The sequence below is a fragment of the Planktothrix sp. FACHB-1365 genome (assembly GCF_014697575.1).
Taxonomy (GTDB): domain Bacteria; phylum Cyanobacteriota; class Cyanobacteriia; order Cyanobacteriales; family Microcoleaceae; genus Planktothrix.
Genome location: NZ_JACJSC010000032.1, coordinates 1 through 22895, shown reverse-complemented (window position 1 = coordinate 22895; position 22895 = coordinate 1). Strand labels below are relative to the sequence as shown.

At 40.2% G+C, this 22895-nt stretch carries 30 protein-coding genes and 1 pseudogene; 8 read left to right on the top strand and 23 right to left on the bottom strand.

The genetic code is table 11. The features are described from left to right. Nucleotides 1–109: 109 nt before the first annotated feature. The 5 genes from sppA to H6G57_RS24160 form a co-directional block, all read right to left on the bottom strand. Entirely contained in the window at nt 110–1930 is a 1821-nt protein-coding gene (sppA, locus tag H6G57_RS24180) for a signal peptide peptidase SppA (RefSeq protein ID WP_190523290.1), read from the bottom strand. 88 nt (nt 1931–2018) lie between these two features. After that, entirely contained in the window at nt 2019–3056 is a 1038-nt protein-coding gene (gene fni, locus H6G57_RS24175) for a type 2 isopentenyl-diphosphate Delta-isomerase (protein ID WP_190523289.1), read from the bottom strand. Between the two features lie 167 nt (nt 3057–3223). After that, nucleotides 3224–3763, bottom strand: a complete 540-nt coding sequence (pyrR, locus tag H6G57_RS24170) for a bifunctional pyr operon transcriptional regulator/uracil phosphoribosyltransferase PyrR (RefSeq protein WP_190523288.1) — start codon at nt 3761–3763, stop codon at nt 3224–3226. 47 nt (nt 3764–3810) lie between these two features. Then, nucleotides 3811–4809 (bottom strand): adenosylcobinamide-phosphate synthase CbiB, encoded by a 999-nt coding sequence (gene cbiB, locus H6G57_RS24165; RefSeq protein WP_190523287.1) that lies wholly within the window; start codon nt 4807–4809, stop codon nt 3811–3813. Between the two features lie 63 nt (nt 4810–4872). Beyond that, nucleotides 4873–5316 (bottom strand): RrF2 family transcriptional regulator, encoded by a 444-nt coding sequence (locus H6G57_RS24160; RefSeq protein WP_072719613.1) that lies wholly within the window; start codon nt 5314–5316, stop codon nt 4873–4875. A gap of 468 nt (nt 5317–5784) precedes the next feature. On the opposite strand from H6G57_RS24160, the gene H6G57_RS24155 reads away from it, so the two are divergent. Beyond that, nucleotides 5785–6192, top strand: a complete 408-nt coding sequence (locus tag H6G57_RS24155) for an AbrB family transcriptional regulator (RefSeq protein WP_072719612.1) — start codon at nt 5785–5787, stop codon at nt 6190–6192. 83 nt (nt 6193–6275) lie between these two features. Next, nucleotides 6276–6467: a hypothetical protein gene (locus H6G57_RS24150; RefSeq protein WP_190523286.1), complete on the top strand. Its 192-nt coding sequence runs from the start codon at nt 6276–6278 to the stop codon at nt 6465–6467. A 206-nt stretch (nt 6468–6673) separates the two neighbouring features. On the opposite strand, the gene H6G57_RS24145 is transcribed toward H6G57_RS24150, so the two are convergent. Both H6G57_RS24145 and H6G57_RS24140 read right to left on the bottom strand, forming a co-directional pair. Further along, complete coding sequence (locus H6G57_RS24145; protein ID WP_083617457.1) at nt 6674–6892, bottom strand: hypothetical protein; 219 nt, start codon at nt 6890–6892, stop codon at nt 6674–6676. A gap of 157 nt (nt 6893–7049) precedes the next feature. Next, nucleotides 7050–7322, bottom strand: coding sequence for a hypothetical protein (locus H6G57_RS24140; protein WP_190523285.1), 273 nt, complete (start codon nt 7320–7322; stop codon nt 7050–7052). An 86-nt stretch (nt 7323–7408) separates the two neighbouring features. On the opposite strand from H6G57_RS24140, the gene H6G57_RS24135 reads away from it, so the two are divergent. Continuing rightward, nucleotides 7409–8380: a ComF family protein gene (locus H6G57_RS24135; RefSeq protein WP_190523284.1), complete on the top strand. Its 972-nt coding sequence runs from the start codon at nt 7409–7411 to the stop codon at nt 8378–8380. A 19-nt stretch (nt 8381–8399) separates the two neighbouring features. Here H6G57_RS24135 and H6G57_RS24130 read toward each other — a convergent pair whose 3' ends face one another. Further along, on the bottom strand, nt 8400–8669 hold the full coding sequence (locus tag H6G57_RS24130; RefSeq protein WP_190523283.1) for a type II toxin-antitoxin system RelE/ParE family toxin: 270 nt from the start codon (nt 8667–8669) through the stop codon (nt 8400–8402). After that, the gene (locus H6G57_RS24125) at nt 8666–8896 is read right to left on the bottom strand and encodes a hypothetical protein (RefSeq protein ID WP_190523282.1); all 231 of its coding nucleotides are present in this window, start codon (nt 8894–8896) and stop codon (nt 8666–8668) included. Before H6G57_RS24125 ends, H6G57_RS24130 begins: the two co-directional genes overlap by 4 nt. Before the next feature lie 75 nt (nt 8897–8971). Here H6G57_RS24125 and H6G57_RS24120 point away from each other — a divergent pair. Beyond that, a pseudogene (locus H6G57_RS24120) lies at nt 8972–9061 on the top strand (element excision factor XisI family protein); the annotation flags it as partial. Between the two features lie 318 nt (nt 9062–9379). On the opposite strand, the gene cydB reads toward H6G57_RS24120, so the two are convergent. Beyond that, nucleotides 9380–10381: a cytochrome d ubiquinol oxidase subunit II gene (gene cydB, locus H6G57_RS24115; protein WP_190523281.1), complete on the bottom strand. Its 1002-nt coding sequence runs from the start codon at nt 10379–10381 to the stop codon at nt 9380–9382. 7 nt (nt 10382–10388) lie between these two features. Then, nucleotides 10389–11828: a cytochrome ubiquinol oxidase subunit I gene (locus H6G57_RS24110; protein WP_190523280.1), complete on the bottom strand. Its 1440-nt coding sequence runs from the start codon at nt 11826–11828 to the stop codon at nt 10389–10391. A 334-nt stretch (nt 11829–12162) separates the two neighbouring features. Here H6G57_RS24110 and H6G57_RS24105 point away from each other — a divergent pair, with 334 nt between their 5' ends. Together H6G57_RS24105 and H6G57_RS24100 are read left to right on the top strand one after the other, a co-directional pair. Beyond that, a complete protein-coding gene (locus H6G57_RS24105; protein ID WP_190523355.1) occupies nt 12163–12579 on the top strand; it encodes a XisH family protein in 417 nt (138 codons plus the stop codon). After that, nucleotides 12567–12902, top strand: coding sequence for a XisI protein (locus H6G57_RS24100; protein ID WP_190523279.1), 336 nt, complete (start codon nt 12567–12569; stop codon nt 12900–12902). Before H6G57_RS24105 ends, H6G57_RS24100 begins: the two co-directional genes overlap by 13 nt. 216 nt (nt 12903–13118) lie before the next feature. Here the strand turns inward: H6G57_RS24100 and H6G57_RS24095 are convergent, their stop codons facing one another. Genes H6G57_RS24095 through H6G57_RS24085 form a run of 3 tightly spaced genes read right to left on the bottom strand, consistent with a single transcriptional unit; the run spans nt 13119 to nt 14015 of the window. Beyond that, on the bottom strand, nt 13119–13568 hold the full coding sequence (locus H6G57_RS24095; RefSeq protein WP_190523278.1) for an HNH endonuclease: 450 nt from the start codon (nt 13566–13568) through the stop codon (nt 13119–13121). Between the two features lie 2 nt (nt 13569–13570). Then, complete coding sequence (locus H6G57_RS24090; protein WP_190523277.1) at nt 13571–13813, bottom strand: hypothetical protein; 243 nt, start codon at nt 13811–13813, stop codon at nt 13571–13573. Then, complete coding sequence (locus H6G57_RS24085; RefSeq protein WP_190523276.1) at nt 13773–14015, bottom strand: type II toxin-antitoxin system HicB family antitoxin; 243 nt, start codon at nt 14013–14015, stop codon at nt 13773–13775. Before H6G57_RS24085 ends, H6G57_RS24090 begins: the two co-directional genes overlap by 41 nt. Before the next feature lie 58 nt (nt 14016–14073). Between H6G57_RS24085 and H6G57_RS24080 the strand changes: the two genes are divergently transcribed. Continuing rightward, nucleotides 14074–14265, top strand: a complete 192-nt coding sequence (locus H6G57_RS24080) for an element excision factor XisI family protein (RefSeq protein WP_309236031.1) — start codon at nt 14074–14076, stop codon at nt 14263–14265. Here H6G57_RS24080 and H6G57_RS24075 read toward each other — a convergent pair. The 8 genes from H6G57_RS24075 to H6G57_RS24040 all read right to left on the bottom strand — a co-directional run bounded on the left by H6G57_RS24075 (nt 14243) and on the right by H6G57_RS24040 (nt 20648). Then, complete coding sequence (locus tag H6G57_RS24075) at nt 14243–15484, bottom strand: PIN domain-containing protein (protein ID WP_190523274.1); 1242 nt, start codon at nt 15482–15484, stop codon at nt 14243–14245. The two genes, H6G57_RS24080 and H6G57_RS24075, sit on opposite strands and share 23 nt — an antisense overlap. A gap of 97 nt (nt 15485–15581) precedes the next feature. Further along, nucleotides 15582–15731 (bottom strand): hypothetical protein, encoded by a 150-nt coding sequence (locus H6G57_RS29205; RefSeq protein WP_242049078.1) that lies wholly within the window; start codon nt 15729–15731, stop codon nt 15582–15584. A 121-nt stretch (nt 15732–15852) separates the two neighbouring features. Beyond that, on the bottom strand, nt 15853–16182 hold the full coding sequence (locus tag H6G57_RS24065) for a DUF433 domain-containing protein (protein WP_190523272.1): 330 nt from the start codon (nt 16180–16182) through the stop codon (nt 15853–15855). Nucleotides 16183–16482: 300 nt separating this feature from the next. Beyond that, nucleotides 16483–16812, bottom strand: coding sequence for a type II toxin-antitoxin system RelE/ParE family toxin (locus tag H6G57_RS24060; RefSeq protein WP_083617450.1), 330 nt, complete (start codon nt 16810–16812; stop codon nt 16483–16485). Then, nucleotides 16809–17057, bottom strand: a complete 249-nt coding sequence (locus H6G57_RS24055; RefSeq protein ID WP_190523270.1) for a hypothetical protein — start codon at nt 17055–17057, stop codon at nt 16809–16811. Before H6G57_RS24055 ends, H6G57_RS24060 begins: the two co-directional genes overlap by 4 nt. Before the next feature lie 584 nt (nt 17058–17641). Then, nucleotides 17642–18550 (bottom strand): MoxR family ATPase, encoded by a 909-nt coding sequence (locus H6G57_RS24050; RefSeq protein WP_190523268.1) that lies wholly within the window; start codon nt 18548–18550, stop codon nt 17642–17644. 90 nt (nt 18551–18640) lie between these two features. Next, complete coding sequence (locus tag H6G57_RS24045; protein ID WP_190523267.1) at nt 18641–19678, bottom strand: bifunctional riboflavin kinase/FAD synthetase; 1038 nt, start codon at nt 19676–19678, stop codon at nt 18641–18643. A 64-nt stretch (nt 19679–19742) separates the two neighbouring features. Beyond that, nucleotides 19743–20648, bottom strand: a complete 906-nt coding sequence (locus H6G57_RS24040) for an MBL fold metallo-hydrolase (protein WP_190523264.1) — start codon at nt 20646–20648, stop codon at nt 19743–19745. 239 nt (nt 20649–20887) lie between these two features. Between H6G57_RS24040 and H6G57_RS24035 the strand changes: the two genes are divergently transcribed. Then, nucleotides 20888–21838: a hypothetical protein gene (locus H6G57_RS24035; RefSeq protein ID WP_190523262.1), complete on the top strand. Its 951-nt coding sequence runs from the start codon at nt 20888–20890 to the stop codon at nt 21836–21838. Here H6G57_RS24035 and H6G57_RS24030 read toward each other — a convergent pair. Next, nucleotides 21780–22370 (bottom strand): hypothetical protein, encoded by a 591-nt coding sequence (locus H6G57_RS24030; protein ID WP_190523261.1) that lies wholly within the window; start codon nt 22368–22370, stop codon nt 21780–21782. The genes H6G57_RS24035 and H6G57_RS24030 overlap by 59 nt on opposite strands. Nucleotides 22371–22895: the final 525 nt, after the last annotated feature.

Here is a 22895-nt window from a genome sequence, read left to right as displayed (position 1 = left end):
TAGGGAGGGGAAAATTTCAGAATCTGTTTATGTTTTAATGATTGTAGGGTTAATCTTTAAGATTTTCAATACCAAACCCACCAATCGTTAATTAATCTTTACGATTTCTTTATTCAATTCTTAAATTAAAGGGTAAACGAGCATAAATTCCTTTGGGATCATTCATTGTTGTCAGGGTCGATAATTCCTCTTTAAGTCTGAGAAATTCCTGCGTTAAGGGATCAACAGGAGTTGTGGCGGTGGTATTTTCTCCGGCTAAATTTTCTAAGATTCGTTCTTCTAAGCTTCGAGGTTTCGGGGCTTCTTGTAATGTCCAATTATCTCCTAAGTTTGCTTTTTTAACGGCTGCTGCGATCGCGGCATCTAACCCTCCAATTTCATCGACTAACCCTAACTGTTTGGCTTGCGATCCTGACCAAACTCGCCCTTGAGCAATTTCTTGAACTTTAGTCTTGGGTAATTTGCGATTGGTGGCTACATGAGAAACAAATCGTTCATAAATTAAGTCTACAATCCGTTGTAGTTTTGCTAATTCTTCTGGGGTTTTCGGACGACTAATGCTTTGAATATCGGCAAATTTACCTGTTTTAACAATATCCCAAGTAATGCCATTTTGATTAGAAATATCTTGAATATTAAATAATAATCCAAACACCCCAATTGATCCGGTAATGGTATTGGTTTCGGCAAAAATTTTATCCGCACCCATTGAAATCCAATATCCCCCGGAAGCCGCATAATTTCCCATGGAAACAATTACAGGTTTTTGCTTGCGGATCAGTTCTATTTCCCGTCCAATTACCTCTGATGCTGTGGCACTTCCCCCTGGACTATTAACCCGTAAAACTACTGCTTTTACCTTTTCATCTAAGCGAAGTTTTCTTAATTCTTTGGCTAACCGATCCCCTCCAATTTGAGTTGAGGTTCCTTTTCCATCGACAATTTCACCCTCAGCATAAACAATGGCAATTTTATTATCGCTATTTTTATCGCCACTATTGTTTTTAGCAACTTCAGGTAGTTTTGAATAGGAAGTAATACTGATTTGGCGAAATTGCTTATCCTCTTCTTGAGATTCTCCTGTTATTTTTTTGAAGTTAGTAACTACTTCATCACCATAAGCAATCTGATCTACCAGCTTTGCTTTTAAAGCGGTATTTGCTAATAAAATGCCTTCCGTATTAGAAAAAGCTTGTAACTGTTGGGGTGTAACTTGACGACTAGGGGCAATTGTTCTTAACCATTCTCCCCAAATATTCCCTAACAATTGTTGGGTTTGTTGCCGACTTTCAGGACTGAATTTTTTGAGTAAAAAAGGTTCAACGGCTGATTTATATTTCCCCACCCGTGTAACTTGCACGCCAATGCCATATTTTTCTAATGCACCTGTTAAAAACATGACTTGAGAACTCAAGCCTTTAATATCTAAAGACCCTAAAGGATTAACAATGACTTGATTCGCCACGGAAGCTAAATAATATTCCGGTGCTGTCCAGTCCATATCATAAGCAATAATGGTTTTCCCACTCTCTTTAAACCGTTGTAAGGCTTGACGAATTTCTTTTAAATTAGCTAATCCTGCGGAGGTGGGACTATTGGTTCCTTGCAAATAAAGGGCGATAATTTTGTCATCTTTGCTGGCTTGATCAATACTTTGAACTAAGGTTCTTAATTGAATTTCTGTGGGAGTATTTTCGGATAACGCTTGTTGTAGTGCTTCTGAAGTGGAGGGATTAGGGCCCGTATCACTAACACTTAAGGATAAATCAAATACTAATACAGATTTATCCTTAACTTGTGGCCCTGAATCTTGACTCGCACTCATAATAATCAGGAAAATTAATCCGCCAATTCCCATTGTGGTAATTAAGACAAGTCCGATTAAATTTCCTAATAAACTTGCTAATGTAAACTTGAAAAAATCTTTCATAATTATGATTTAGGGATAGGGTTAAATCTATTGTAATTAATTTCAATTAGGAGGGAGGAGAGGGGAGCTTAATCCCCCTAGGATTTTTTTATTTTTCCAGAGTTAATGCTCCTGATGTTTGCAGTTCAGAAAGGGTACGATTATTCGTACAAAAAAGAACCGTAATCAGTTCAGCTTGTAAAATTTCAACTAAAGTATAGACGGCTGCTTCAGATTCAGCAGCGGCTTGCAAAAACGGCCATGCTAACCCAGCTAAATTTGCACCCAAGGCGATGGCTTTTGCCGCTTCTAAACCATTGCGTAATCCCCCGGAAGCAATTAACGGAATATCAGGGGAAAGTTCGCGAATTTTGCTAATACAATCAGCCGTCGGGATTCCCCAATTAGCAAAGGTTTCCCCTAGGCGACGTTGTAAGGGGTCTTGAGCGCGTTCCCCTTCAATTTTAGCCCAAGATGTGCCGCCTGCGCCTGCAACGTCAATGGCAGCAACTCCGGCTTCGATTAATTGTTTTGCCAGGGCTGCATTAATGCCATTACCGACTTCTTTAGCAATCACAGGAACAGGAAGTTGAGCACATAATTGTTCGATTTTAGGGAGTAATCCTCTAAAGTTGGTATCGCCTTCGGTTTGAATACATTCTTGTAAGGGATTAAGATGTAAAATTAAGGCATCGGCTGCTAATAAATCAATGGTTTTTCGACATTCTTCTAAACCATATTGATAATTTAGCTGAACGGCTCCTAAATTGGCAAAAAGTAAAATATCAGGAGCAACGGATCGCACGGCAAAGGTATCAGCCACATCAGGATTTTCTACCGCCACCCGTTGGGAACCTACCCCCATAGCAATATTATAGTGTTGAGCGACAGCCGCTAACCGATGATTAATTAATTTTGCTGGTTGTGTTCCCCCGGTCATGGAGGAAATTAAGAACGGCGCTCCTAATATTTTACCTAAAAACGAGGTTGTGATTTCAATTTCACTGCGGTTTAAATCCGGTAAACAACAATGGGTAAAATGATAACGTTCTAATCCCGTTGTTGTTTGTCGAAACTGCACATCTTCTTCTAAGCAAATCCGCAGGTGATCTGCTTTGCGGCTTTCAATTTGAGTAGAATCAGTCATACAGAAATTTCGTTTCAACAGGACTCAACTTTTAACAGTATCACTTATTTGGGTTGGCTGTTGACGGTTGAACGATGGTAATGGTGCGTGCGCTTGTCGCTTACACACCCTACACCCTAAGAACGATGGTAATGGTGCGTGCGCTTGTCGCTTACACACCCTACACCCTAAGAAGTCGGAGACAACAACTCAACCGCATCTCGTCCATCCAGGTCTTCTAAATAAACTTTCACCTGTTCTTCTTTAGCGGTGGGGAGTATTTTTCCAATAAAATCGGGGTGAATGGGAAGTTGACGATGACCTCGATCTACAAGAACAGCTAACCCAATGGTTTCAGGACGACCATAATCAATCACGGCGTTAAGGGCGGCGCGAATGGTTCTCCCTTTATAAATGACATCATCCACTAAAACAACGGTTTTCCCCGTCAAGTCAAAGGGAATGGTGGTTTTTTCAGGCGTTCGCATTCCGACTTGATCCAAATCATCTCGATAAAACGTAATATCTAACGCACCCACAGAAACCGAAACCTGTTCTAAGACCTCAATTTGGTGAGCTAAAAGTTTTGCTAAGGGAACCCCCTTGGTATAGATTCCCAATAAAACTAAATTTTCTAAATCCCCATATTTTTCTACAATTTGGGAAGCCATTCGGTTGAGGGTTCGCCGGAGTTCAGTCGCCGATAGAATTTCAACAATTTTTGTCATATTGGATTAAAGATTAACAATCTTGAGTTTTTTAAAGATATTCGGGATTAGTTTCCCAGGCGCCAAAGGATAAATGCCCCTGTAAATAATCCTAACGCGATTAAAAAACTATATCGAGTCAGTTGTAATGCGTGTTCAATCGTGGTAAATGTAATCGGTTGTTGGGGATCTCCCAATAAAGGTTTGTGTTTGATTACCCCGCGATAGGAATTTTGTCCTCCAAGTTGTACTCCTAAAGCGGCAGCATAAGCACATTCACTCCATCCAGCATTGGGACTCGGATCAAAAACGGCATCTCGTTGACAAATGTTTAAAACAGATTTAGGTTTTCCTGATAAGATAGCAATTGTGATTACCGTTAATCGACAGGGAAGCCACGTTAAAACATCTTCTAATTTGGCACTAAACCATCCGATATCGTTGTAAGGTGCTTCTCGATAACCCACCATAGAATCGAGGGTGCTGGCGGCTTTGTAGGCAAAAGCAAGAGGGACACTACCCACAACTGGAAATAGAGCACCAATTAGGGCATAAAATAAAGGAGCCATAACACCATCGGTGGCATTTTCTGTGACCGTTTCCAAAACGGCTCTAAGGATTTCTGACTCGGATAGGCTTTCCGTATCTCGACCCACATAACAACTTAATCGTTGACGAGCCGTGACTAAATCTTTTTGATCAATCCAGTACAGAACATCCTCGGAGGCATCCCTTAAACTTCGACCTGCAAAACAACTGGCCAAGAGAATACTTTCTACTGCAATGCTCAAAATTGGATTCCAGGGAAATTGAACGACTAATGCTTGCACACCATATCCAATTAAAGCCGCTGTCAAGGCACTTCCTAACACGACAATCAGAGTGAGGAATACCCCTGCAACTCGAAGGATTATGGGTTGGTTTAAGTGTTTAAAGAAAAATTGCGTATAGTGAGTAATTACCCACCCCATCCCCTGCACTGGATGAAACCAACTTTGGGGATCTCCAATGAGATAATCTAATCCAGCAGCAATGAATAAAATGATCAGGGAATTAAAATCCGTCATGGACAAAGGATAAATTGAAAAGGACACTGGATCTTGGGGGAAGATTCTCGGATTCAAAATTCTCTAAACAACAAAACTTGTTTCTTCCCCTTGTGCAGCTTGCCAACTGCGAGCATCATAATAGAGATCTTCGAGGGAAATCCCATAGAGAGCCTCTTTGAGCTTTTGGTGTAAGCGATTCCACAGGGTAAAAGTTACCCAATCTTCTGCTTGTTCAATATCCGCTTGATGGCGGGGTAAAGGTTCAATGGTTTCTCCTACTGCTTCTAAGATTTGTCCCAGGGAGATTTGGGCTGGAGATTTTGCCAATTGATAGCCTCCTTGAGCTCCTCGAACTGATTCAACTAACCCTGATCGTCGCATCTCAATTAGGAGTTTTTCTAAATAAGGTGCAGGAATATTTTGGCGCTGTGCGATCGCGTTTACAGAAGTCGGCCCGATCCCCCGTTGTAAGGATAGATCGAGTAAGGCTTTAACGCTATAGTGTCCCCGTGTAGTTAACTTCATCCTCGGTAATAAAATAAATAACTTTGCAATTGAGTTTTAAAGGGTAAAGATGGTCTTGACAGATTCTACCAAGTTGAGCATACCTAAAAGGAATTCGCGACAACTCACAGGAAAATGGCAGTAATAACCCCCTCCCAAGAGTTTAGTCTGGAGTTGATAACTTCTCATCAGTCTGGACAGGTAAGTTTTCTGTTGAAAGGGGGGTTTGACTTGATGCGATGGAGATCGATACTATTGCTGACAAGCTGATAGCTGAAGGTGATGGTCAGGTGTTGGATGTCCCACCCTTCCACTCAACTCCTTGATCTCGATTAGATCTGTTAAAAAATTTAAGAAACAGGTGAACAATTTCGTTAATTAGTGTAATATAGTTTCTCAAGTAGCGATCTAGCTAAACAACCTGGATGACTGATCAGCCATCCCAGGAAAAAGTCAAGACCTTTTGCAAAATATTTACAGGAACAGTTAATGGTTAAAAAGAAAAGTTCTGATCCTCAACCTCAGCCTCTGACCGGAGAAGCTTTACTCGATAAAGTCAAAGGACTTGAACATCTGAGCAAAGAAGAGAAAGCTAGAGAATGTGGTTACTACACCCTGACTAAAAACAATGTTGAGCGCGTCAACATGATGAAATTCCTGAATGCTCTGATTGATGCAGAGGGAATTGAGTTAGATGGCAAACAACAAGGAAATGGACGGGGTGGACGCTCCGCTAGTTATCGGATTAGTGTTCAGTCAAATGGTAACTTGTTAATTGGTGCGGCTTATACAAAACAAATGGATTTGAATCCTGGTGATGAATTTGAAATTTCTCTAGGACGTAAGCATATTCACCTCAAACAAGTTGAAGCGGGAGACGAAGAAGAAGAATCATAGGATTATCGTCTTCTATTTAATCCTCAGACTGAATTTAATGACTGTTGTACGCTGTTTTAACGTACAAATCCTTTAGACTGGCAATGGCTCTTTTTAAGTCGCTGCCAGCTATTGTTATATTTATTAATTGGAATAAGTTGCCTGTTTTGTTTGATCGCTTCCTAGATTGGTATTGGCCAGCTTTTGATGCCTACTCTTTTATCCTAGCTCAGATGAATGAGCAGGAAGCGGATCAACGTCAAACGGGATTGTTATGCGGCAACACTTCCCAATAACTTGCGAAAGACAATTTTATCCACACCATCTGTGTAGAAATTGCTATCAACTTTGCTTAGGACGAATTTCAAATTCAGAACGCGCGCGGAAGAAACAGACCTCAAACTCGAAGAAGAAATTAGCCTGTCCTAAAATCAAAGGTATATCGGTTGCTCGTGTCCAGGCAAATGCTAGGTTTACCCTTGGAAATGAACTGACTTGAGCATTAACCATTCTTCTCTTGCTGCTTTGTCGCCAGAAGATTCATCAGGACATTAGCAGCCTCAGAACAATTGTACGGCGACCAGACCGGATACTCTTGGTTTGCAACAAAGAAGTTTGCATCTTCTTCTTTGACCAGTTCTGTTGCCAGAAACTGCATCAATCGAAGCTTGTCGATTTTTGGAAGTTCTTGGATTTGTGACATGAGTTCAGCCAATGCCATTTGACAATCTCCTCGTTTGAGGTTTAGCAGAAAGATTAGGAATGAAAAAGTAATAACTTGATCGATTTTAGATATAATTGAGTATAGCCACTGATGGCAGATTTTACAAAAATAAAGATGTGAGTATCTAGCAGAATCTTCATTTACCCTCGAATGATCATATTGCTTTTTTTGTACGTCCACCAAATCGGCGAACGTGGCGAGAACCAACACGAACAATCCAGATTTGAGCATCCCGATGACGAGCTTCAAGGCGATCGCAAGCAGCTATTTCACTAGCATCAACTTCAAAGTCTCCAGTTTCAAGGTCGATCGCTACGATTTTGCCATGATTATCCAATTCCACTTGTGGGCGTATTTGAGTTTGGTAAATCAGATCGCCACGTTGGGCAAATTCTTCCTTGCTATAGCGGGGTTGACGGACTACCATGATTAATACTTTTCCTCGAAGGTTATCTAGGATTATAGCTGACCAGAATCTGCTCCGAAAGAATTACTTGCGTTAAAACAAAAATTATGAAAACTTTTAATGATTTACCAGATGTTTTTTATTTAGGTTTCTATCATCCTCGATATATTTACTATGAAAATTGCTATGAAGATAATGAGTATTTTAATGAATATAGTCATACTATCTTGGAACTGAAAGATGGAAAATATGATGCAATTAATTTTTTTCTCAAAGAACTTAAATATTTCTTGAGTGATGAAGATATTGCTATTACTACTGTTCCCCCTCATACATCTGCTAATTCATCTTCAGGTATTCGTGAGTTAGCTAAACAATTAGTCAAGTCATACATCAACTTTACTGATGCAGTTTCCTGTCTTGAACGTTTTCAAAATTCAAGTCGTAATCGCACTAAAGACAATCATTTAAAATCTATTAAGGTAGCTAATTCATCAGTAATCCAAGACAAAAAAGTGATCTTGATGGATGACGTATTAACAACAGGAAGTTCGATTCAAGTTTGTAAAACATTGTTACTTGAAGCAGGAGCAAAGGAAGTTAAAGTAATTGTTTTAGGAAAGACGATAAGAAATGTTGAAGATGCTCATTATTTTATTGAACAAAACCAAGATGAATATATAAAAGAAACCCTAGATGAGCTTAATTTAGAGCATAATTTGGTAATGCAACAATATGAAATGGAAACAGATTATTTAACAGAAGAAGAATCTAATGAGCATAACGAAGTAGATAAATGGGCGGAGGAACAACATAGCTATTTTGGTTTAGATGATGAAGATCATTATTATATAGAGGAAGTAGCCCAGCAACAGCATGAAGAAATTAATGAAACATATAATTATTTATTGTATGAAATTATAAAAAAACAAAAGGAAGATTCAGACTTTCAAAATCATGAGATAGATATAGTAGCTGATCAATGTCAGGACTATATAAATGAAACTCATCAAGTTTTGGATGGATCTACTTGTTTTAGTGTTGATAATCCTTTGCTTTTTTATTTCAATGATTGGTAATAATTGTGATCGCCTCAAACTACATCCGTTTCAGGAATTCATCGTACTCATCATGTGTGCCAATCCAGTACCAGTAGATATGGTCGGATTCCAACAAACCCAGAACACGGTAGTTAATGCTGACACGAGCAGAATAAATCGGTTGCTTCTGATTGACTCGTTTGAACTGAAGACTCGGATGATAAGGGTCTTCCTGCCAAAGAGCGTAGGCTTTAGCGGCTTGCTCTTGAACTGATATAGGAAGCTCGTTCAAACGCTTGCGAAATGACTTTGTGACACTTGATTTCATTGTTGTCTGGGAAAAATTTTATCAAGTGGAACGGTTTCACCTTCCGCTATCTCCTGACGCACCATTGCCGCCATCTGATCCCATTGATCGTCTGTCGTGGCAGCGAAACGATTTTCCCATTTTTGCTCGTCTTGCAATTCTGCTAAAAATCGAGCAGCGATCGCATCCTGCTGATCGGGTGGAAGTTTTTCAATTTGAGCAATCGCTTGTCGAAGTAGTTCAGTCATAGCTTAACAACGGTAAATACTCACTACTATGCGTCTTTATTGTAACCAAAGTCTTGATGAAGTGTTGCCGAGAGATTAGTTGAAATGGGTGTACCGACTTCCGATATTATTCTAGGTTTTCATTCCCCTTTTAAACACCAATTTACTCGTTATGCAATGGGTTAAATTTAGATTCAAGGTGCAGCGCGGTTGTTAGCCAGTCAACTTCTCATGATCTGGTTTGTGCCAAACGTATCTATGCTTCACAATTCATCCTAATCATAATCGGGTATAGGCGAAGATGGCTAACTATACATTATACGGAAACTTTCTGCATAACATACTTGATCGGAACAATATACGGAAACTTTCTACATAAAACCCCCGAAATTGTATGTCCTAACCACTAAAGCGGTTGCTATAATTCTGGATTGATGTCGATAATCCTATGGGGATAATTTGTTGTTGCGCTTGAACCCATGTTAAAGAACCCTGAAGGGCTCACTACGATTCAATCACCTTACCTCTAAACACAACATAGTTATAGATATTGTAAAACAACATAATCGGAATTAGAAAACCAATAAAAGTGATCATGAACACTAACGCGCTAGGGGAAGCAGCGGCTTGATAAATGGTGATCGAAGGAGGAATAATATAGGGAAAAACTATTAATCCTAAGCCGATAAACGTGATTAAAAAGATTAAAATAGTCCAAATAAAAGGTGTTGTTTCCTCCCGTTGCTTCAGACTTTTTAATAGCAACCCCACAAAAAGAAGACCCAAAATCGGAATCACCGCAAACACATAAATTTCTGGCTCATGAAACAACTTAATTCGGATATTTTCAGAAACAAAAGGCGTTGTAATCGTGATTAAAATTGCACCGACTAATGTTGTTAAAGCTGCCAGTTTAGCGGTGCGATAATGGATTATTTGCAACTCTCCCTCAGTCTTCATGATTAAATAGGTAGAGCCAATTAAAACATAACCTTGAATTAAAGTTAATGCCACCAATAGCGATCGCCAATCTAACCAATCCCACATTCCCCCAGTAAAATGTCCAAGCTCATCTACCGCAATCCCTTGTAAAACTCCTCCTAATGCCAATCCCTGAGAAAGTGCAGCCAAAAAACTCCCCGCCCCAAAAGCAAAATTCCAGAGTAATTTGTTGTCTGCGTGTTCTCGAAACTCAAAAGCCACCGCCCGAAAAATCAATCCAAAAATCATCCCAAAAATGGGAATATAAAGAGCATTGAGGATAGTAGCATAAGCTAAAGGAAACGCCCCAAATAAAGCACCCCCCATTAACACTAACCAAGTTTCATTGGCATCCCAAACATTGCCCAAACTGGTCATCAAAATACTGCGACGTTGTTCATCAGAACTGGTGAGAGATAAAATTCCTACCCCTAAATCAAACCCATCTAACATTACATATAAAAGTAGAAACAAAGCTAGAATTACAAACCAAACCTGATCCAAAAAATGCGTTAAACTGTCCATAATTCTCCTATTGTTGAGTTTCTAAGGGGCGACTATCAGGGATATGGGTCGCTGGAGTTGTCTCTAATGCCTGTTTTTCTTCCCCAGGAATTGAGAGTTGTAAATTCGGCCCTTGGCGAATAATTTTGCTCCCAAAATAGAGGGCAGAAATCAATAAAATTGTGTAAATTGTTGTAAATACTAATAACGAGCCTAAAACCTCTCCTGGTGGTAAATGAGACGCTGCATCAACGGTGCGAACTTGTCCATAAACTGTCCAGGGTTGTCGTCCCACACAACGCACAATCCAACCGGATTCAACTGCAATATATCCCAAAGGTGCGGCGAACAACCAAGCGCGTAATAACCAACGTTGTTGAGAAATTTCTGAAGCTGATAATTTTCCTCGCCACCATTGAAATACACTGACTAGCATTAAACCTGCTAAAAAGAAACCAATTCCACTCATAATCCGAAAGGCATAATAAATCAATCCCACCATCCGAGGACGGTCTTCAGGTTTCCAAGCTTTTAATCCTAAAACGGGTTCAGAGAGTTGTTTTTTAAACTCTAATACATATCCTAAACCGTTGGGGATTGACAATTCCCAATCATTTTTTTGGGCTTTTTCATTCGGGAAGGCTAACAGCGTCCAATCAGCAGTTTCTCCGGCGGGAGTCGTTTCCCATTTTGCTTCTATTGCTGCTAATTTAGTCGGTTGATAATGATAGACTTGTTCAGCACTTAAATGCCCAATATAAATTTGTAGGGGAGTGACTGCAATCGTCGCCGCTAAGACAATTTTGAAAGACTTAGCAAAAAAAGCAGGATGACGTTGATTCAGAATATACCAAGCACTAATTCCACCAATTACAAATAGGGAGGTTTCTAGGGTGGCGAAAAACATATGGAGAAAACTTTTCGCCATAAACGGATTTAGAATGGCTTGAAAGTAGTCATTAACGATAAATTTTCCATTAATTAATTCTGTCCCCGATGGCGTTTGTAACCAGGAATTAGCGGTTAAAATCCAGAAGGTAGAAAGATTCGCCCCAAATGCGACCATGATAGTTGCTAGGTAATGAATCCGGGGATTAACTCGTTCCCAGCCAAATAGCATAATTCCTAAAAATCCGGCTTCTAGCATGAACGCCATCGAGCCTTCAAAGCCTAAAATACTACCAAAAAAATCTCCGACGGCTTCTGAAAAGGGCGCCCAGTTTGTGCCAAATTGAAATTCCATTGGTAAGCCGGATGCTACGCCAATTCCAAAGTTAAGCACATAGAGTTTTGACCAAAATCGAGCATGATAATAATAGTCTCGATTGCGAGTTTTTAGCCATAAGCCTTCAACAATGACTAAATAAATTGCCATTCCAGTTGTTAGCACTGGCCATAGCATATGGAAAATTGCAGTCAAGGCAAATTGAATCCGTGACAAAACCACAGTATCGGACAAAAATTCCATGTTTATCTCGATCAGTTCATCGATGAGTAATTTAACTTGATTCGAGTTTTTAAACTTAGTTTCACTGGAATTTCTTAATGTTTTCCTATTTGACGTTTTGTCAAATAATTTTGATAAAAATATAACTTAACCCTAACACATTTAGCCCCGATTTTGCTATGCCAAGGCAAACAATAGAGCCCTTCAGGGCTCACTACAGTAGAAGTTGTTGCGCTTTAGCACATCTTAAAGAGGCGTTCACGCCTCCCCAATTAGGGTATTGCTACATAAATAGACTTTCCGGGGATTTTATGATAAACTAAAGTTAATCTTGATCAGGATGACAGCATCCACAATGGCTAAAGATATTTTCCATCAACAGGTTAGAAATGCCTTGATCAAAGATGGATGGAATATTACTCATGACCCTTTAACGATTCGTATTAGTGAAGCTGTTAAATTACAAATTGATTTAGCGGCAGAAAGTGCCATCGGCGCAGAACGAGATTCTGAAAAAATTGCTGTAGAAATTAAAAGCTTTATTGGAGATTCTGATATTAGTGCCTTTCATACGGCCTTGGGGCAATATCTTAACTATTGTCAGGCTCTTGAAGAACAAGAACCTGAGCGGATTGTTTATTTAGCAATTCCTTCTGAAACTTATGAAGATTTTTTTCAACTTGCTTTCATCCAACGTGCTTTGAGACGTTATCAAGTCAGGTTGATAATTTACAATCCCAAATTGGAGGAAATTAAGCAATGGATAAAGTAGAATATTATCGCCAATATATTAAACAAATTTTGACCGAACACGCTCAGATTGCAATGACTACGGATACGGTAAAGGCAGAATTAATATTTGATAGTGAACATGACCATTATCAACTCGCCTATGTCGGTTGGCAAGGAGATAAGCGAGTATTTGGCCCTGTAATGCACTTTGATATTCAAGAGGGCAAAATTTGGATTCAATATAACGGGACAGAAGACTCCGTTGCCGAGAGATTAGTTGAAATGGGTGTACCGACTTCCGATATTATTCTGGGTTTTCATTCCCCTTTCAAACGCCAATTTACTCGTTATGCAATCGGTTAAATTTAGATTCAAGAAGAAGATTTTTACCCCCCAAGTTAAGATGCTTTATTGATTTTCTCAAGGATGAACTTGCAACTCCATTGAGTTAGTGTAGTTTAGGATGGGAGATAACGGCAGAGATCAGCGGCGGTAGATAAGCTCGAATACCGACCAATAACCTTTGTACCGTCCGCACCAACGCAGTGTTATGTCGCTGCAACCGCCCTTCTATCTGAGTTAAGATTCAATAGCATCATCGGATGGTGGATGCCAACCGCCATGAATCCAAAGACGACGTGCTTTAACAATTGCCCCCTCATTATGCTCTTGGTCGTTCAAATCTAAGCGATCACACGTTGCACGTCCAATTGAAGTCTTGCCTCGAATCACCAGACCGCCCTTCTCCCAAACAAAATGCTCATTCCACTGATCCAGTCGTGGGTTAAACAAATGAGTAGAAACTTGAGATTCTGGGTCAGTTCCTTCTGTAAAGTTGTAACGGTAGCTATTACATCGCTGACAAGCCAAAGCCAAATTTTCAAATGTATTTGCTCCTCCACGCGATTGCGGCTGGATGTGATCAATTTCAAACCGGGCTGCACTGGCTTCTTCGGAAGAGTGACAGTATTCACACAAATACTTAGCCCGTTCTCGAACTTGTTGCCGAATCTTTTTTGAAATCGCCATACCTACATAGACTCAGCAATAATTTTTGCATTGAGCAGCGTGAAAATTCGGTCGAGTTCCAAAATTCCAGTCAACTCTACTACTTCATCGCGTGTCAACTGCGACTCTCGCTGTTTCTCGTTCAGACTCTCTAGTCGCTCTTGCAGATCTTCGCTAAATTTGAATAAGAACAATCCTCGAACTGGCTTGATTTGAATTCCAGCATCAATAAAAGAGGAGGGTTGAATCATCAGTTGTGCATTCATTATTCACCTTTACTTGGGGAGTTTCAATCGTAAGCGGTAGCCCACGCTCTGCGCGAACTTGAAGGCAGGCGGTAATAGCATCCCTGATATTTTGGAGAGCTTCTTCCCTAGTTTGACCTTGGCTGATACAACCAGGAATACTAGGGCATTCTACAATCCAAACCCCATCTTCGTCACGGTCAAGTTTCACAGTCAACTTCATAAGTTTTCACCGCCAGCTTTCAATCTATAGTTTACCTCTTGCTCTTATATACCTGCTTATGGGCGACAATAACCTCCAGTTATTAAAGGTGCACTTTGATATTGAAGATGGCAAAATTTGGATTCAATATAACGGGACAGAAGACTCCGTTGCCGAGAGATTAGTTGAAATGGGTGTCCCGACTTCCGATATTATTCTGGGTTTTCATTCCCCTTTTAAACGCCAATTTACTCGTTATGCAATCGGTTAAATAAAGCCACGTGTCCTCCTGAGTAATTATCTAAGGTAATTATGTCATTAGGAAAATTGCCCAGAAACAACGTGAACGAGGCAAAATCATAATTGCTCTCATCGAATGTTGGATCTAACCTCTTCATTAAAGTCTTCAAACCTGCTTTAGGTACTATATTTTTCTTATTTTCATTAATAAAAATCCTCATTGCTCGAATCATTAACCTTCTAGCATCTTCAAGAGAAGGATTCATAAGAGAAGGTTGAATCCGATCTGATTCGGAGAAATTGGCTTCGGGAAAAATTGAGAAGTTTTCTTCAGAAATTTCATCTCCCAAATCGTCATCAAACTCAGAAGTAGTGACAGAGCTAACTAGCACTTCCTTTGGCTGTTTACTAATCTCTTTTATCTCGTCAAGCACTTGTTGCTCTACTGAGCTTTCTAAATATTTGGCAGAATGTTGAATGAAACTATCTGGTAAGTAGATATGGAAATCAACATTTGCCTCAGATCTGATTTCTTTGACAAGTTCATGTCTTGGGCCTATTGTTTTTCCATGAAAAATCCACCACCAATCTTCTGAAGAGTCACTTGTAATAAATAAAATTGGGCATTTTTTATCCTGGGCTAAAGCTATTATCTCTTTCCAAATTATGAGATCGCCGAATTTGTCAGGTACAGGTTTAGCATTATCCTTGTAGCCTGGGGGAAAAGAACGTTTATATCGTTCTTCACCATCTATATAAAGCTTTTCAAGGTCTTCTGCTTCAAATTGATTCCCAATTTTATCTTTAAACAAATTACTGATGTCATCCAGAATTGTATCTCTCGTCAATAATTCATCAAATAAATCTTTCCCAACCGCTAAATTATCAACTAAATTCGTAATTAGCTCATTAAGTTTTTGAAGAAGAGAGGGTGTAATAAATGGGTGTCTTTTATTATTATTGAAGTCATTATCAATGTTTCTGAGGGTTGAAATTGCTTGCTCATACGCTCGTCCTTGCTCTACAATAACCCCTAGTCTATTTTTCATGAATTCATAGGCTACTTGGTAAGGAATGAACAATCTATCTTGAATAGAGGACAGAAGTTCAAGGATTTCGCTTCGGGTTCCTTCAGAATATCGGTAAAGATCTAATAAAAAATTTGTATCTAAAACAATAGTTGCTCCATCCCATAGGGTCTTCCATTCTTCTTCGGTACGTCTGAAGTAACCAGGAAAAAGTTCTTTCATAAGAAAATCTAGCTAATGAGATAATGATTTACTCAAAGTATGCCCAGCAATGAGTGAGATATAATCTAACTATACAATGACTTTGTGACACTTGATTTCATTTTTGTCTGGGAAAAATTTTATCAAGTGGAACGGTTTCACCTTCCCCTATCTCCTGACGCACCATTGCCGCCATCTGATCCCATTGATCGTCTGTCGTGGTAGCGAAACGATTTTCCCATTTTTGCTCGTCTTGCAATTCTGCCAAAAATCGAGCAGCGATCGCATCCTGCTGATCAGGTGGAAGTTTTTCAATTTGAGCAATCGCTTGTCAAAGTAGTTCAGTCATAGCTTAACAACGGTAAACACTCACTACTATGCGTCTTTGCTTAGGGAGTTTGTTGTGCTAAAAGTCTGGATCGAATCAGGCTCAGATCAGGCTGAATTTCTGAAAATCGTTGATGAACGGATTCTGCTAGCTGTTCGCGCTCGTTCAGATAGGATTCTATTTCTTGCTGATGCCGAAGATAATAACCAATTGTGATGTAAACATCAGACAGAGAAAGTGTTGAGTATCTTTGCACAATGGTTTCTGGAGAAGCACCATCCTGAAATCCTCGGATCACCAGTTCCAGCAGAACCCTTGAGTTACCAACCCGAATTGCTCCTGTTGCATCTTTTCTAAGTGGTGGGGACTCGCACTCCCAGACAAGACTCACAATTTTATCTCCATTAGGGACTACTAGAGCAGGCTTTAAGTCAAAAGTATTAGTCCTAATTATAACATAAGTCTGAGAGCTTGAAAACTCAGCGTCTTCAGACCTGAGAGTGTCAAACCTACTAATCCTGTGTCGTTACGATATACGGAAAACTTCTGCATCAAACTCCCGAAATTGTATGTCCTAACCACGCCTAGCGGTTGCTATAATTCTGGATTGATGTCAATAATTCTATGGGGATAGCTTGAACTCATTTTAAAGAGGCGTGAACGCCTCACTACTAGGGTATGGCAATTGTCCTTAATCGTCTGGCGCTTCACCAATCACTGGTTGCGAGGAATGCCGAATATGAAGAATACGAACTGTAGATGTTTCTTCCAAAACAGTAAATAAGATTCGATAAGAATTACGGCTTTGCCCATAGAGAAGCTGCCGAATTTCCTGGCTAAAATACTCATTTTCTCTCGCAAGTTTACACCGCTTTGGCATCGTCGATAAGGATTCAATAACCTTGAGTAGTCCGCTATACCATTGACTCGCTTGAGCAACAGATGTAACCTGCGATAAACGCAGAAACGCGCTATCAGCCTCTGCTTCCGCTACACTTGAAATCTCAATGCGGTATGTCATGCTGGCAAGTTGTACTTACGACGCTGTTCATCCGCAAATTCATTGAAAGAGCGGGAATTTCCTGCCTCAAAATCATCCAGCCCTTGCTGAATACCTTTTATGGCTTCCTCCGAATCTTGTGCCTCCCACTTGAGGATGTTTGCTAAAAGATTGGCAGCAACTACGTTGATATCCTGCCCATCAAGGGCCGCTTTCTGACGTAATTGTTCTTCTAATTCTGGAGATAGGTTAATCACAATCGTCATAAAAGTAGGATGAGAGTGTGGAAACTCAGCGTCTTCAGACCTGAGAGGAAACACGACACTTCGACAGGCTCAGTGACCGCTCAGGGGAATTTATTCCCCGTGAATATTGGATTGGGAACCGACAAAAATTTTTTGATTTGCCGATTCCCGGTTTTTTTGGGATTTCTCCCACTCCTATTACTAGGGTAATGTTAGCTGAGTGCTTCGCACACGCTACGCGAACGCCAATGTTATCGGTCGGTAACTACCTCAAAAGCACTATTTTACCCCTCGTAAAACTGTTTAACTTTTAAGTTCCAGAGCAACAGACTAGCTACGCATCTATTGGTGGGTTCTTGAACGCTTGCCGATAACGTAGCCGTTAGGCTCAGGCTGGTCAGCTATCCAAAGAGGAGGCATGTTGGCGAAGCCTGCGCTCCGCGCATAGCCCACTCTCTTTAGAGCGGGGTGCTGACAAAATTATTTCCTACAGCATTCGCTCCTCACTCATTATTCTAACAGGACTGCAAGAAATAAGCATCTTGGAGGCTAAAGAAGTTACAACTCGAATGGGTGCTTCCTAAAGAGCCCTGAAGGGCTCACGACTAGGGTATGGCAATTGTCCTTAATAACTGTTCAATAATTGTTTTTGACCGTCTTCCTCCGGCTGGAATTAAACGATGGGATAAGACATGAGGTGCGAGATATTTCACATCATCGGGTGTGCCATAATCTCTTCCTAATAAAAAAGCTAAAGCTTGTGTGGCTCGATGTAAAGAAATAGCGCCGCGAGGACTCACCCCTAATGTGATTTCATCTGATTCTCTTGTCGCTCTAACTAAATTTAGAATATACTGTTGTAAGGAGGTTTCTATCTTAACTTGATGACACCAATTTTGCAGTTCCAAAACTTCATCCTGAGAAATACAAGGTTCTAAATCATCTACCGTTACCCCATCTGATAATCGTTGTAACATTTGCAATTCTTCCCCTTCGCTGGGATATCCTAATGTTAAGGATAATAAAAATCGATCCATTTGCGCTTCCGGTAAGGGAAACGTCCCTTGATATTCAATCGGGTTTTGAGTTGCTATCACAAAAAAGGGTTTAGGAACTAACCGAGAAACTCCATCAACGGTGACTTGTCGTTCTTCCATTACTTCTAATAAGGCGGACTGAGTTCGAGGCGTCGCTCGGTTAATTTCATCGGTTAATAAAATATTAGTAAAAATTGGCCCTGGGAGAAATTCAAACTCTCCCGTGCGGGGGTTCCAAATATTCGTCCCGGTGATATCTGTGGGTAATAAATCCGGTGTACATTGAATGCGTTGAAATTGTCCCGCAATGGAACGAGCGAGGGATTTTGCTAATAAGGTTTTTCCCACGCCGGGTACATCTTCTAATAACGCATGACCTCCCGCTAATAGGGCGACTAAGGTTAACCGAATGGCATCTTCTTTCCCTACAATTGTCCGGCTTAAATTGTGTTTTAGATGTTCAATTCTTTGTTTCATGGGATATTTTTATTGATAGTAAGACAAAATGCAATGGTGTTAATTATAATCCTGGGTGAAAGAGAGAGAGAGACGCGCCGTGGCTCGTCTCTACGTTGGGTCTAGTATCTCCTTGGCTTGTAAACAATCCGCCTTAATTTGAGTTTTAAGATCATCTAAACAGGCAAATTTCTGTTCCGGTCGCAAGAATTCTTCCAGGCTAACCTTTAAGGTTTTTCCATATAAATCTCCTGACCAATTTAATAAATGAACCTCGACAGTGACGCTTTGACCTGCGACCGTTGGACGACAGCCAATATTCATCACCGCCGGATGATTTACCAACCCCAAATTAGCATTATTTTCTGTTTCTGAGACTTTCACCGCATAAACCCCATACCGAGGGAGGAATTTTTCTGGGGGGATGTGTAAATTAGCAGTCGGAAATCCAATAGTTCGTCCTAACTGTTGACCTTGAACCACTGAACCGACCAAATGATAGGATCTTCCTAATAATTGATTGGCGCGATGAATTGCACCCTTTTCTAAAGACGTGCGAATTTCTGAACTGCTAATCCGTTCGCCATTTTCACATAAATATAAAGGAACTGTTTTAACTTTAATTCCGTGATGTCCGGCAATTTTTTCTAAATCCTTTACTGTTCCCGTTCGCTTTTTTCCAAAGTGGAAATCAAATCCTACACTAATACAACGGGGTTGCAATTTTTGAATTAAAATTCTTTCAACAAATTCCCTCGGACTTAAGGTTGCCATTTGTTCATCAAACGGTAACAACACCCATTGTTCTACCCCCATTTTTTTTAACCATTCCGCTTTTTCATCTAAGGGGGTGAGTAACTTTTTGGGTTGACCTGTAAAAAATTCTTGAGGATGGGGATGAAACGTGACCACTGTACTATAACAGGGTTGAGATTCTTCTAAATTGTTATCCAACAGCCCTCTATCCCACGTCAACAGGGTGACGGGGTTCGTTAAAAGCATCTCTGTCCGTTGTCGGGAATCTAAAGGTGAGTGTCGCTTTAAAATCGGCTGAATCACCTGTTGATGGCCACGATGTAAGCCATCAAAGTTTCCCAAAGCAATGGCAGTGGGCGTTAATACGGTATCAAGCGATGATGTTATCCACACGCTTCACATTTTGACATAATTTGGATTTCTGCGATCGCCCGGATTAAAAAATATGGTGAAACCCTTACAAATTTCGGGTAACGGCTTGTACTTGTGTAGGATTGATGACATTCAAGGGAGAACTTAACTGAATCGATAATCCTTCCCGTGCGATTAAACTATTGGGGAACTGTTCGGCGACTTGTTCGCCAATTTTATCCATAAAATCATCATTATGAAGGGGATCATGATGAAAAATCACTAACCGTTTTACCTTGGCGGCTTTAGCGATTTTAACAGCTTCTTGCCAAGTGGAATGTCCCCAACCTACCTTACTGGTTTTTTCGGCATGATATTCTTCATCCGTGTAGGTAGCATCGTAAATTAAAACATCAGCATTCCGAGCTAAAAATAACACATTTTCATCTAAGTGATCAGGAAAATGTTCTGTATCCGAGACATAAGCCGCTGAATAGTTTCGCCAGTTCACTCGATACCCCACCGCCTCACCGGGATGGTTTAATAACGCTGTTTCTACAGTAATTTCATCATTAATATTAATCGAATTACCCACCGAAATATCGACAAATTTTAAGTCGGCTCCCATAATTTGTAACGGAACGGGAAAATTAGGATGGAGCATTTGATCATTTAAACGATGCTGCACCGTTGAACCATCGGGAGCAATTGTACCATAGATATAAAACGTATTAATTTTAATAAAAGCCGGAACAAAAAAGGGAAATCCTTGGATATGATCCCAATGATAATGAGTAAAAAATAAATGGGCTGTAACCGGCATTTGAGCGAGGAGGGATTGTCCCAAGACTCGTAACCCCGTACCTCCATCAAAAATCAATCGTTCCGTACCCACTCGCATTTCAATACAGGGCGTATTTCCGCCATAGCGCACGGTCTCCGAACCCGGACACGCGATGCTCCCTCTTACTCCCCAAAAATGAACCGTGAATTGGTTTTGTAGATTAGACATAGGTGTTATTACTCGTTGGAGTTAGACGGTTGAGTGGGTTAAGTTGATTCGGATTAAGTTTTGGTGAAAAAAACTTAATTGAAAGCCTCAAAGTTAAGATTCATCCTATCTTAACCGAGGTTGATCTTGTATCAATCCGAAATGATGCGACAGAATGACATAAACTATCGTTAATACCACTCTAATTTTAGATCAAATTTGAGATCACATAATACAATACTTTGGTTTGGATGTTCAGTATGGATAAAGTCAGTAAAACTCTTGATCATCTTCAGCTAATTCGGATTAGCCTATCCACTCTGAGTCAACACGTCCTGCATCAAGTCCAAAGGCTATTATATTCTAGGAATCGGACGGTTATTCCGTCTGAGCATTTTTCCCTGACACCCCCCTTGCAATTCACTCGTCTTGTTAAACCTTGGAAGCGGTTACGCCAACGTCGGTCTGAACGCTTGAAAACTTGGTTATTCCTGCTAATAGGTTTCGGGATTTGGGGATGGTGGAATAGTAAACTTTTATTTTCAACGGCTTTGGCTGTGGGGGTAATGGCTTGGGTTTACCATCTGCGGGAACTTCCGATTAATTTCCAGGGGTGGAACTGGTATCGACGGTTGGAACCTTCTCAGCGTCAGTTGTTCTTGACAGTTGGTAGTGGGGTCAGTTCTTGTATTTTCTTCTATCTTTCTCTATCCCTTTGGACAAGTGCTGAAAGTCCTGAAATGGCTTTAAGTCTAATCGGACAAAATTTAGGGATTTTGGGAATTTTAAGCTTGATTTTGTGGCAATGGTATCAACAAAAATATAATAACGTTCAATCTCAACTGAACCAATGGTTGGGAGATTTAACTCAAGATAATCCCCTGAAACGCTTGATTGCTGTGCGTCAAATCACTGATTCCTTTCAGCATTCTCCCCAACGTTCAGGAAATCGACAATTATTATTAGAGGCGCAACGGTGGCAACCTTTACCGACTCTTCAGTCCTTTCAAGGCATTAATAAAACTCATATTGTTGAGTATTTTCAACTGATGTTATACCAAGAAAATGAACCCCTTGTGCGTGAAGCGTTATTAGAAGGCTTACAAATTCTCGAACCAGAAAACCACCGAAGGGATTTTGAGGAATTAAGGGTTAGAATTTCACCTGAAGATGATGTAAAATCAATTGACCATCAAAGGTTTCAAAGATAATTTTGTTAATATTTAATTCCCTTAATTCTAATTGAGCATTCGGGAAATTTAGGGAATCGGTATTGAGATGAGGAGAGACATTCATCCGGGTTTCTGCTACTTTTTTACCTTCGGCATCATAGGCGCATAAAACGGTAGCGCGAGAACTGGTAATCAGTCCAGAGACTTGCTGAACGGGATATTTAAAGTTAATTTCTAAGACTCCCCCTTTGGGTGCACCCATAATGACTGTTGTGGCAGGTTTTAAGACAAAAGCGGGATTAGAGGGTTGTAAGGCGATCGCATTATGAAACGTAATTCCCCAATGTTGAAATTGATTTTCAACGACTTCAAAACAATTTAATTCTTCTAAGGCTAATCGAATTTCGGTTGAGGCTTTAACGGTCAATTCTGGATCGATCTTTTGGTCTTCTCGTTGAGGATAAACAACAAGTTCAGATGAATTAGATTCGCAATCAATAGGAGTTTCTAATTCTAAGGATTGAATAAAATCAACAGCCGGAAAGTCTTCGTCTACCATAAAGTTTTTCATAGTTACCCACAACCAAATAATTGATAGAACAGGGTTGATTGAACCGTTCTGGTGTCAAACTGCTATCTTTTGGGGGAGTACAACTGGATTAACAGACTGAGATCCTTAAATCAGTTGCCCTTAAAAGATGGGTTTAACCCATGAGGGGTGTCACCCCTCATTATAAACCAGCCCAGACTGTTTGCAAACCCAAATTTAGGATTAACTAGATCCTACAAAGGCTCGGAAGGGGAATCAGGACAAAAGCAGGGGGAGAGGGGGACAAGGGGACAAGGGGACAAGGGGACAAGGGGACAAGGGGACAAGGGGGAGGGGGAAAAGAGGAGGAGGGGGGAAAGAATCACTGCTGTATTCTGTTTTAAGCTGCTACGCAGCTTGATTGTATAATAAAAGATTAAGTATTTTTAGGAATATAACCCCCAATGCCAGCCAAAAATCATCTGTCTAAAGAGCAAAAAAGAAAATTACTTAAAGAAATGAATGAAAATGAAAATGCTCAAATTAGAGAAAGAATATTAATTTTAT

Excerpts from the sequence above, each read along its gene's own strand:
- sppA (WP_190523290.1), bottom strand. The coding sequence starts at position 1,930 with ATGAAAGATTTTTTCAAGTTTACATTAGCAAGTTTATTAGGAAATTTA.
- fni (WP_190523289.1), bottom strand. The coding sequence starts at position 3,056 with ATGACTGATTCTACTCAAATTGAAAGCCGCAAAGCAGATCACCTGCGG.
- pyrR (WP_190523288.1), bottom strand. The coding sequence starts at position 3,763 with ATGACAAAAATTGTTGAAATTCTATCGGCGACTGAACTCCGGCGAACC.
- cbiB (WP_190523287.1), bottom strand. The coding sequence starts at position 4,809 with ATGACGGATTTTAATTCCCTGATCATTTTATTCATTGCTGCTGGATTA.
- H6G57_RS24160 (WP_072719613.1), bottom strand. The coding sequence starts at position 5,316 with ATGAAGTTAACTACACGGGGACACTATAGCGTTAAAGCCTTACTCGAT.
- H6G57_RS24155 (WP_072719612.1), top strand. The coding sequence starts at position 5,785 with ATGGTTAAAAAGAAAAGTTCTGATCCTCAACCTCAGCCTCTGACCGGA.
- H6G57_RS24150 (WP_190523286.1), top strand. The coding sequence starts at position 6,276 with ATGGCTCTTTTTAAGTCGCTGCCAGCTATTGTTATATTTATTAATTGG.
- H6G57_RS24145 (WP_083617457.1), bottom strand. The coding sequence starts at position 6,892 with ATGGCATTGGCTGAACTCATGTCACAAATCCAAGAACTTCCAAAAATC.
- H6G57_RS24140 (WP_190523285.1), bottom strand. The coding sequence starts at position 7,322 with ATGGTAGTCCGTCAACCCCGCTATAGCAAGGAAGAATTTGCCCAACGT.
- H6G57_RS24135 (WP_190523284.1), top strand. The coding sequence starts at position 7,409 with ATGAAAACTTTTAATGATTTACCAGATGTTTTTTATTTAGGTTTCTAT.
- H6G57_RS24130 (WP_190523283.1), bottom strand. The coding sequence starts at position 8,669 with ATGAAATCAAGTGTCACAAAGTCATTTCGCAAGCGTTTGAACGAGCTT.
- H6G57_RS24125 (WP_190523282.1), bottom strand. The coding sequence starts at position 8,896 with ATGACTGAACTACTTCGACAAGCGATTGCTCAAATTGAAAAACTTCCA.
- cydB (WP_190523281.1), bottom strand. The coding sequence starts at position 10,381 with ATGGACAGTTTAACGCATTTTTTGGATCAGGTTTGGTTTGTAATTCTA.
- H6G57_RS24110 (WP_190523280.1), bottom strand. The coding sequence starts at position 11,828 with ATGGAATTTTTGTCCGATACTGTGGTTTTGTCACGGATTCAATTTGCC.
- H6G57_RS24105 (WP_190523355.1), top strand. The coding sequence starts at position 12,163 with ATGGCTAAAGATATTTTCCATCAACAGGTTAGAAATGCCTTGATCAAA.
- H6G57_RS24100 (WP_190523279.1), top strand. The coding sequence starts at position 12,567 with ATGGATAAAGTAGAATATTATCGCCAATATATTAAACAAATTTTGACC.
- H6G57_RS24095 (WP_190523278.1), bottom strand. The coding sequence starts at position 13,568 with ATGGCGATTTCAAAAAAGATTCGGCAACAAGTTCGAGAACGGGCTAAG.
- H6G57_RS24090 (WP_190523277.1), bottom strand. The coding sequence starts at position 13,813 with ATGAATGCACAACTGATGATTCAACCCTCCTCTTTTATTGATGCTGGA.
- H6G57_RS24085 (WP_190523276.1), bottom strand. The coding sequence starts at position 14,015 with ATGAAGTTGACTGTGAAACTTGACCGTGACGAAGATGGGGTTTGGATT.
- H6G57_RS24080 (WP_309236031.1), top strand. The coding sequence starts at position 14,074 with ATGGGCGACAATAACCTCCAGTTATTAAAGGTGCACTTTGATATTGAA.
- H6G57_RS24075 (WP_190523274.1), bottom strand. The coding sequence starts at position 15,484 with ATGAAAGAACTTTTTCCTGGTTACTTCAGACGTACCGAAGAAGAATGG.
- H6G57_RS24060 (WP_083617450.1), bottom strand. The coding sequence starts at position 16,812 with ATGACATACCGCATTGAGATTTCAAGTGTAGCGGAAGCAGAGGCTGAT.
- H6G57_RS24055 (WP_190523270.1), bottom strand. The coding sequence starts at position 17,057 with ATGACGATTGTGATTAACCTATCTCCAGAATTAGAAGAACAATTACGT.
- H6G57_RS24050 (WP_190523268.1), bottom strand. The coding sequence starts at position 18,550 with ATGAAACAAAGAATTGAACATCTAAAACACAATTTAAGCCGGACAATT.
- H6G57_RS24040 (WP_190523264.1), bottom strand. The coding sequence starts at position 20,648 with ATGTCTAATCTACAAAACCAATTCACGGTTCATTTTTGGGGAGTAAGA.
- H6G57_RS24035 (WP_190523262.1), top strand. The coding sequence starts at position 20,888 with ATGGATAAAGTCAGTAAAACTCTTGATCATCTTCAGCTAATTCGGATT.
- H6G57_RS24030 (WP_190523261.1), bottom strand. The coding sequence starts at position 22,370 with ATGAAAAACTTTATGGTAGACGAAGACTTTCCGGCTGTTGATTTTATT.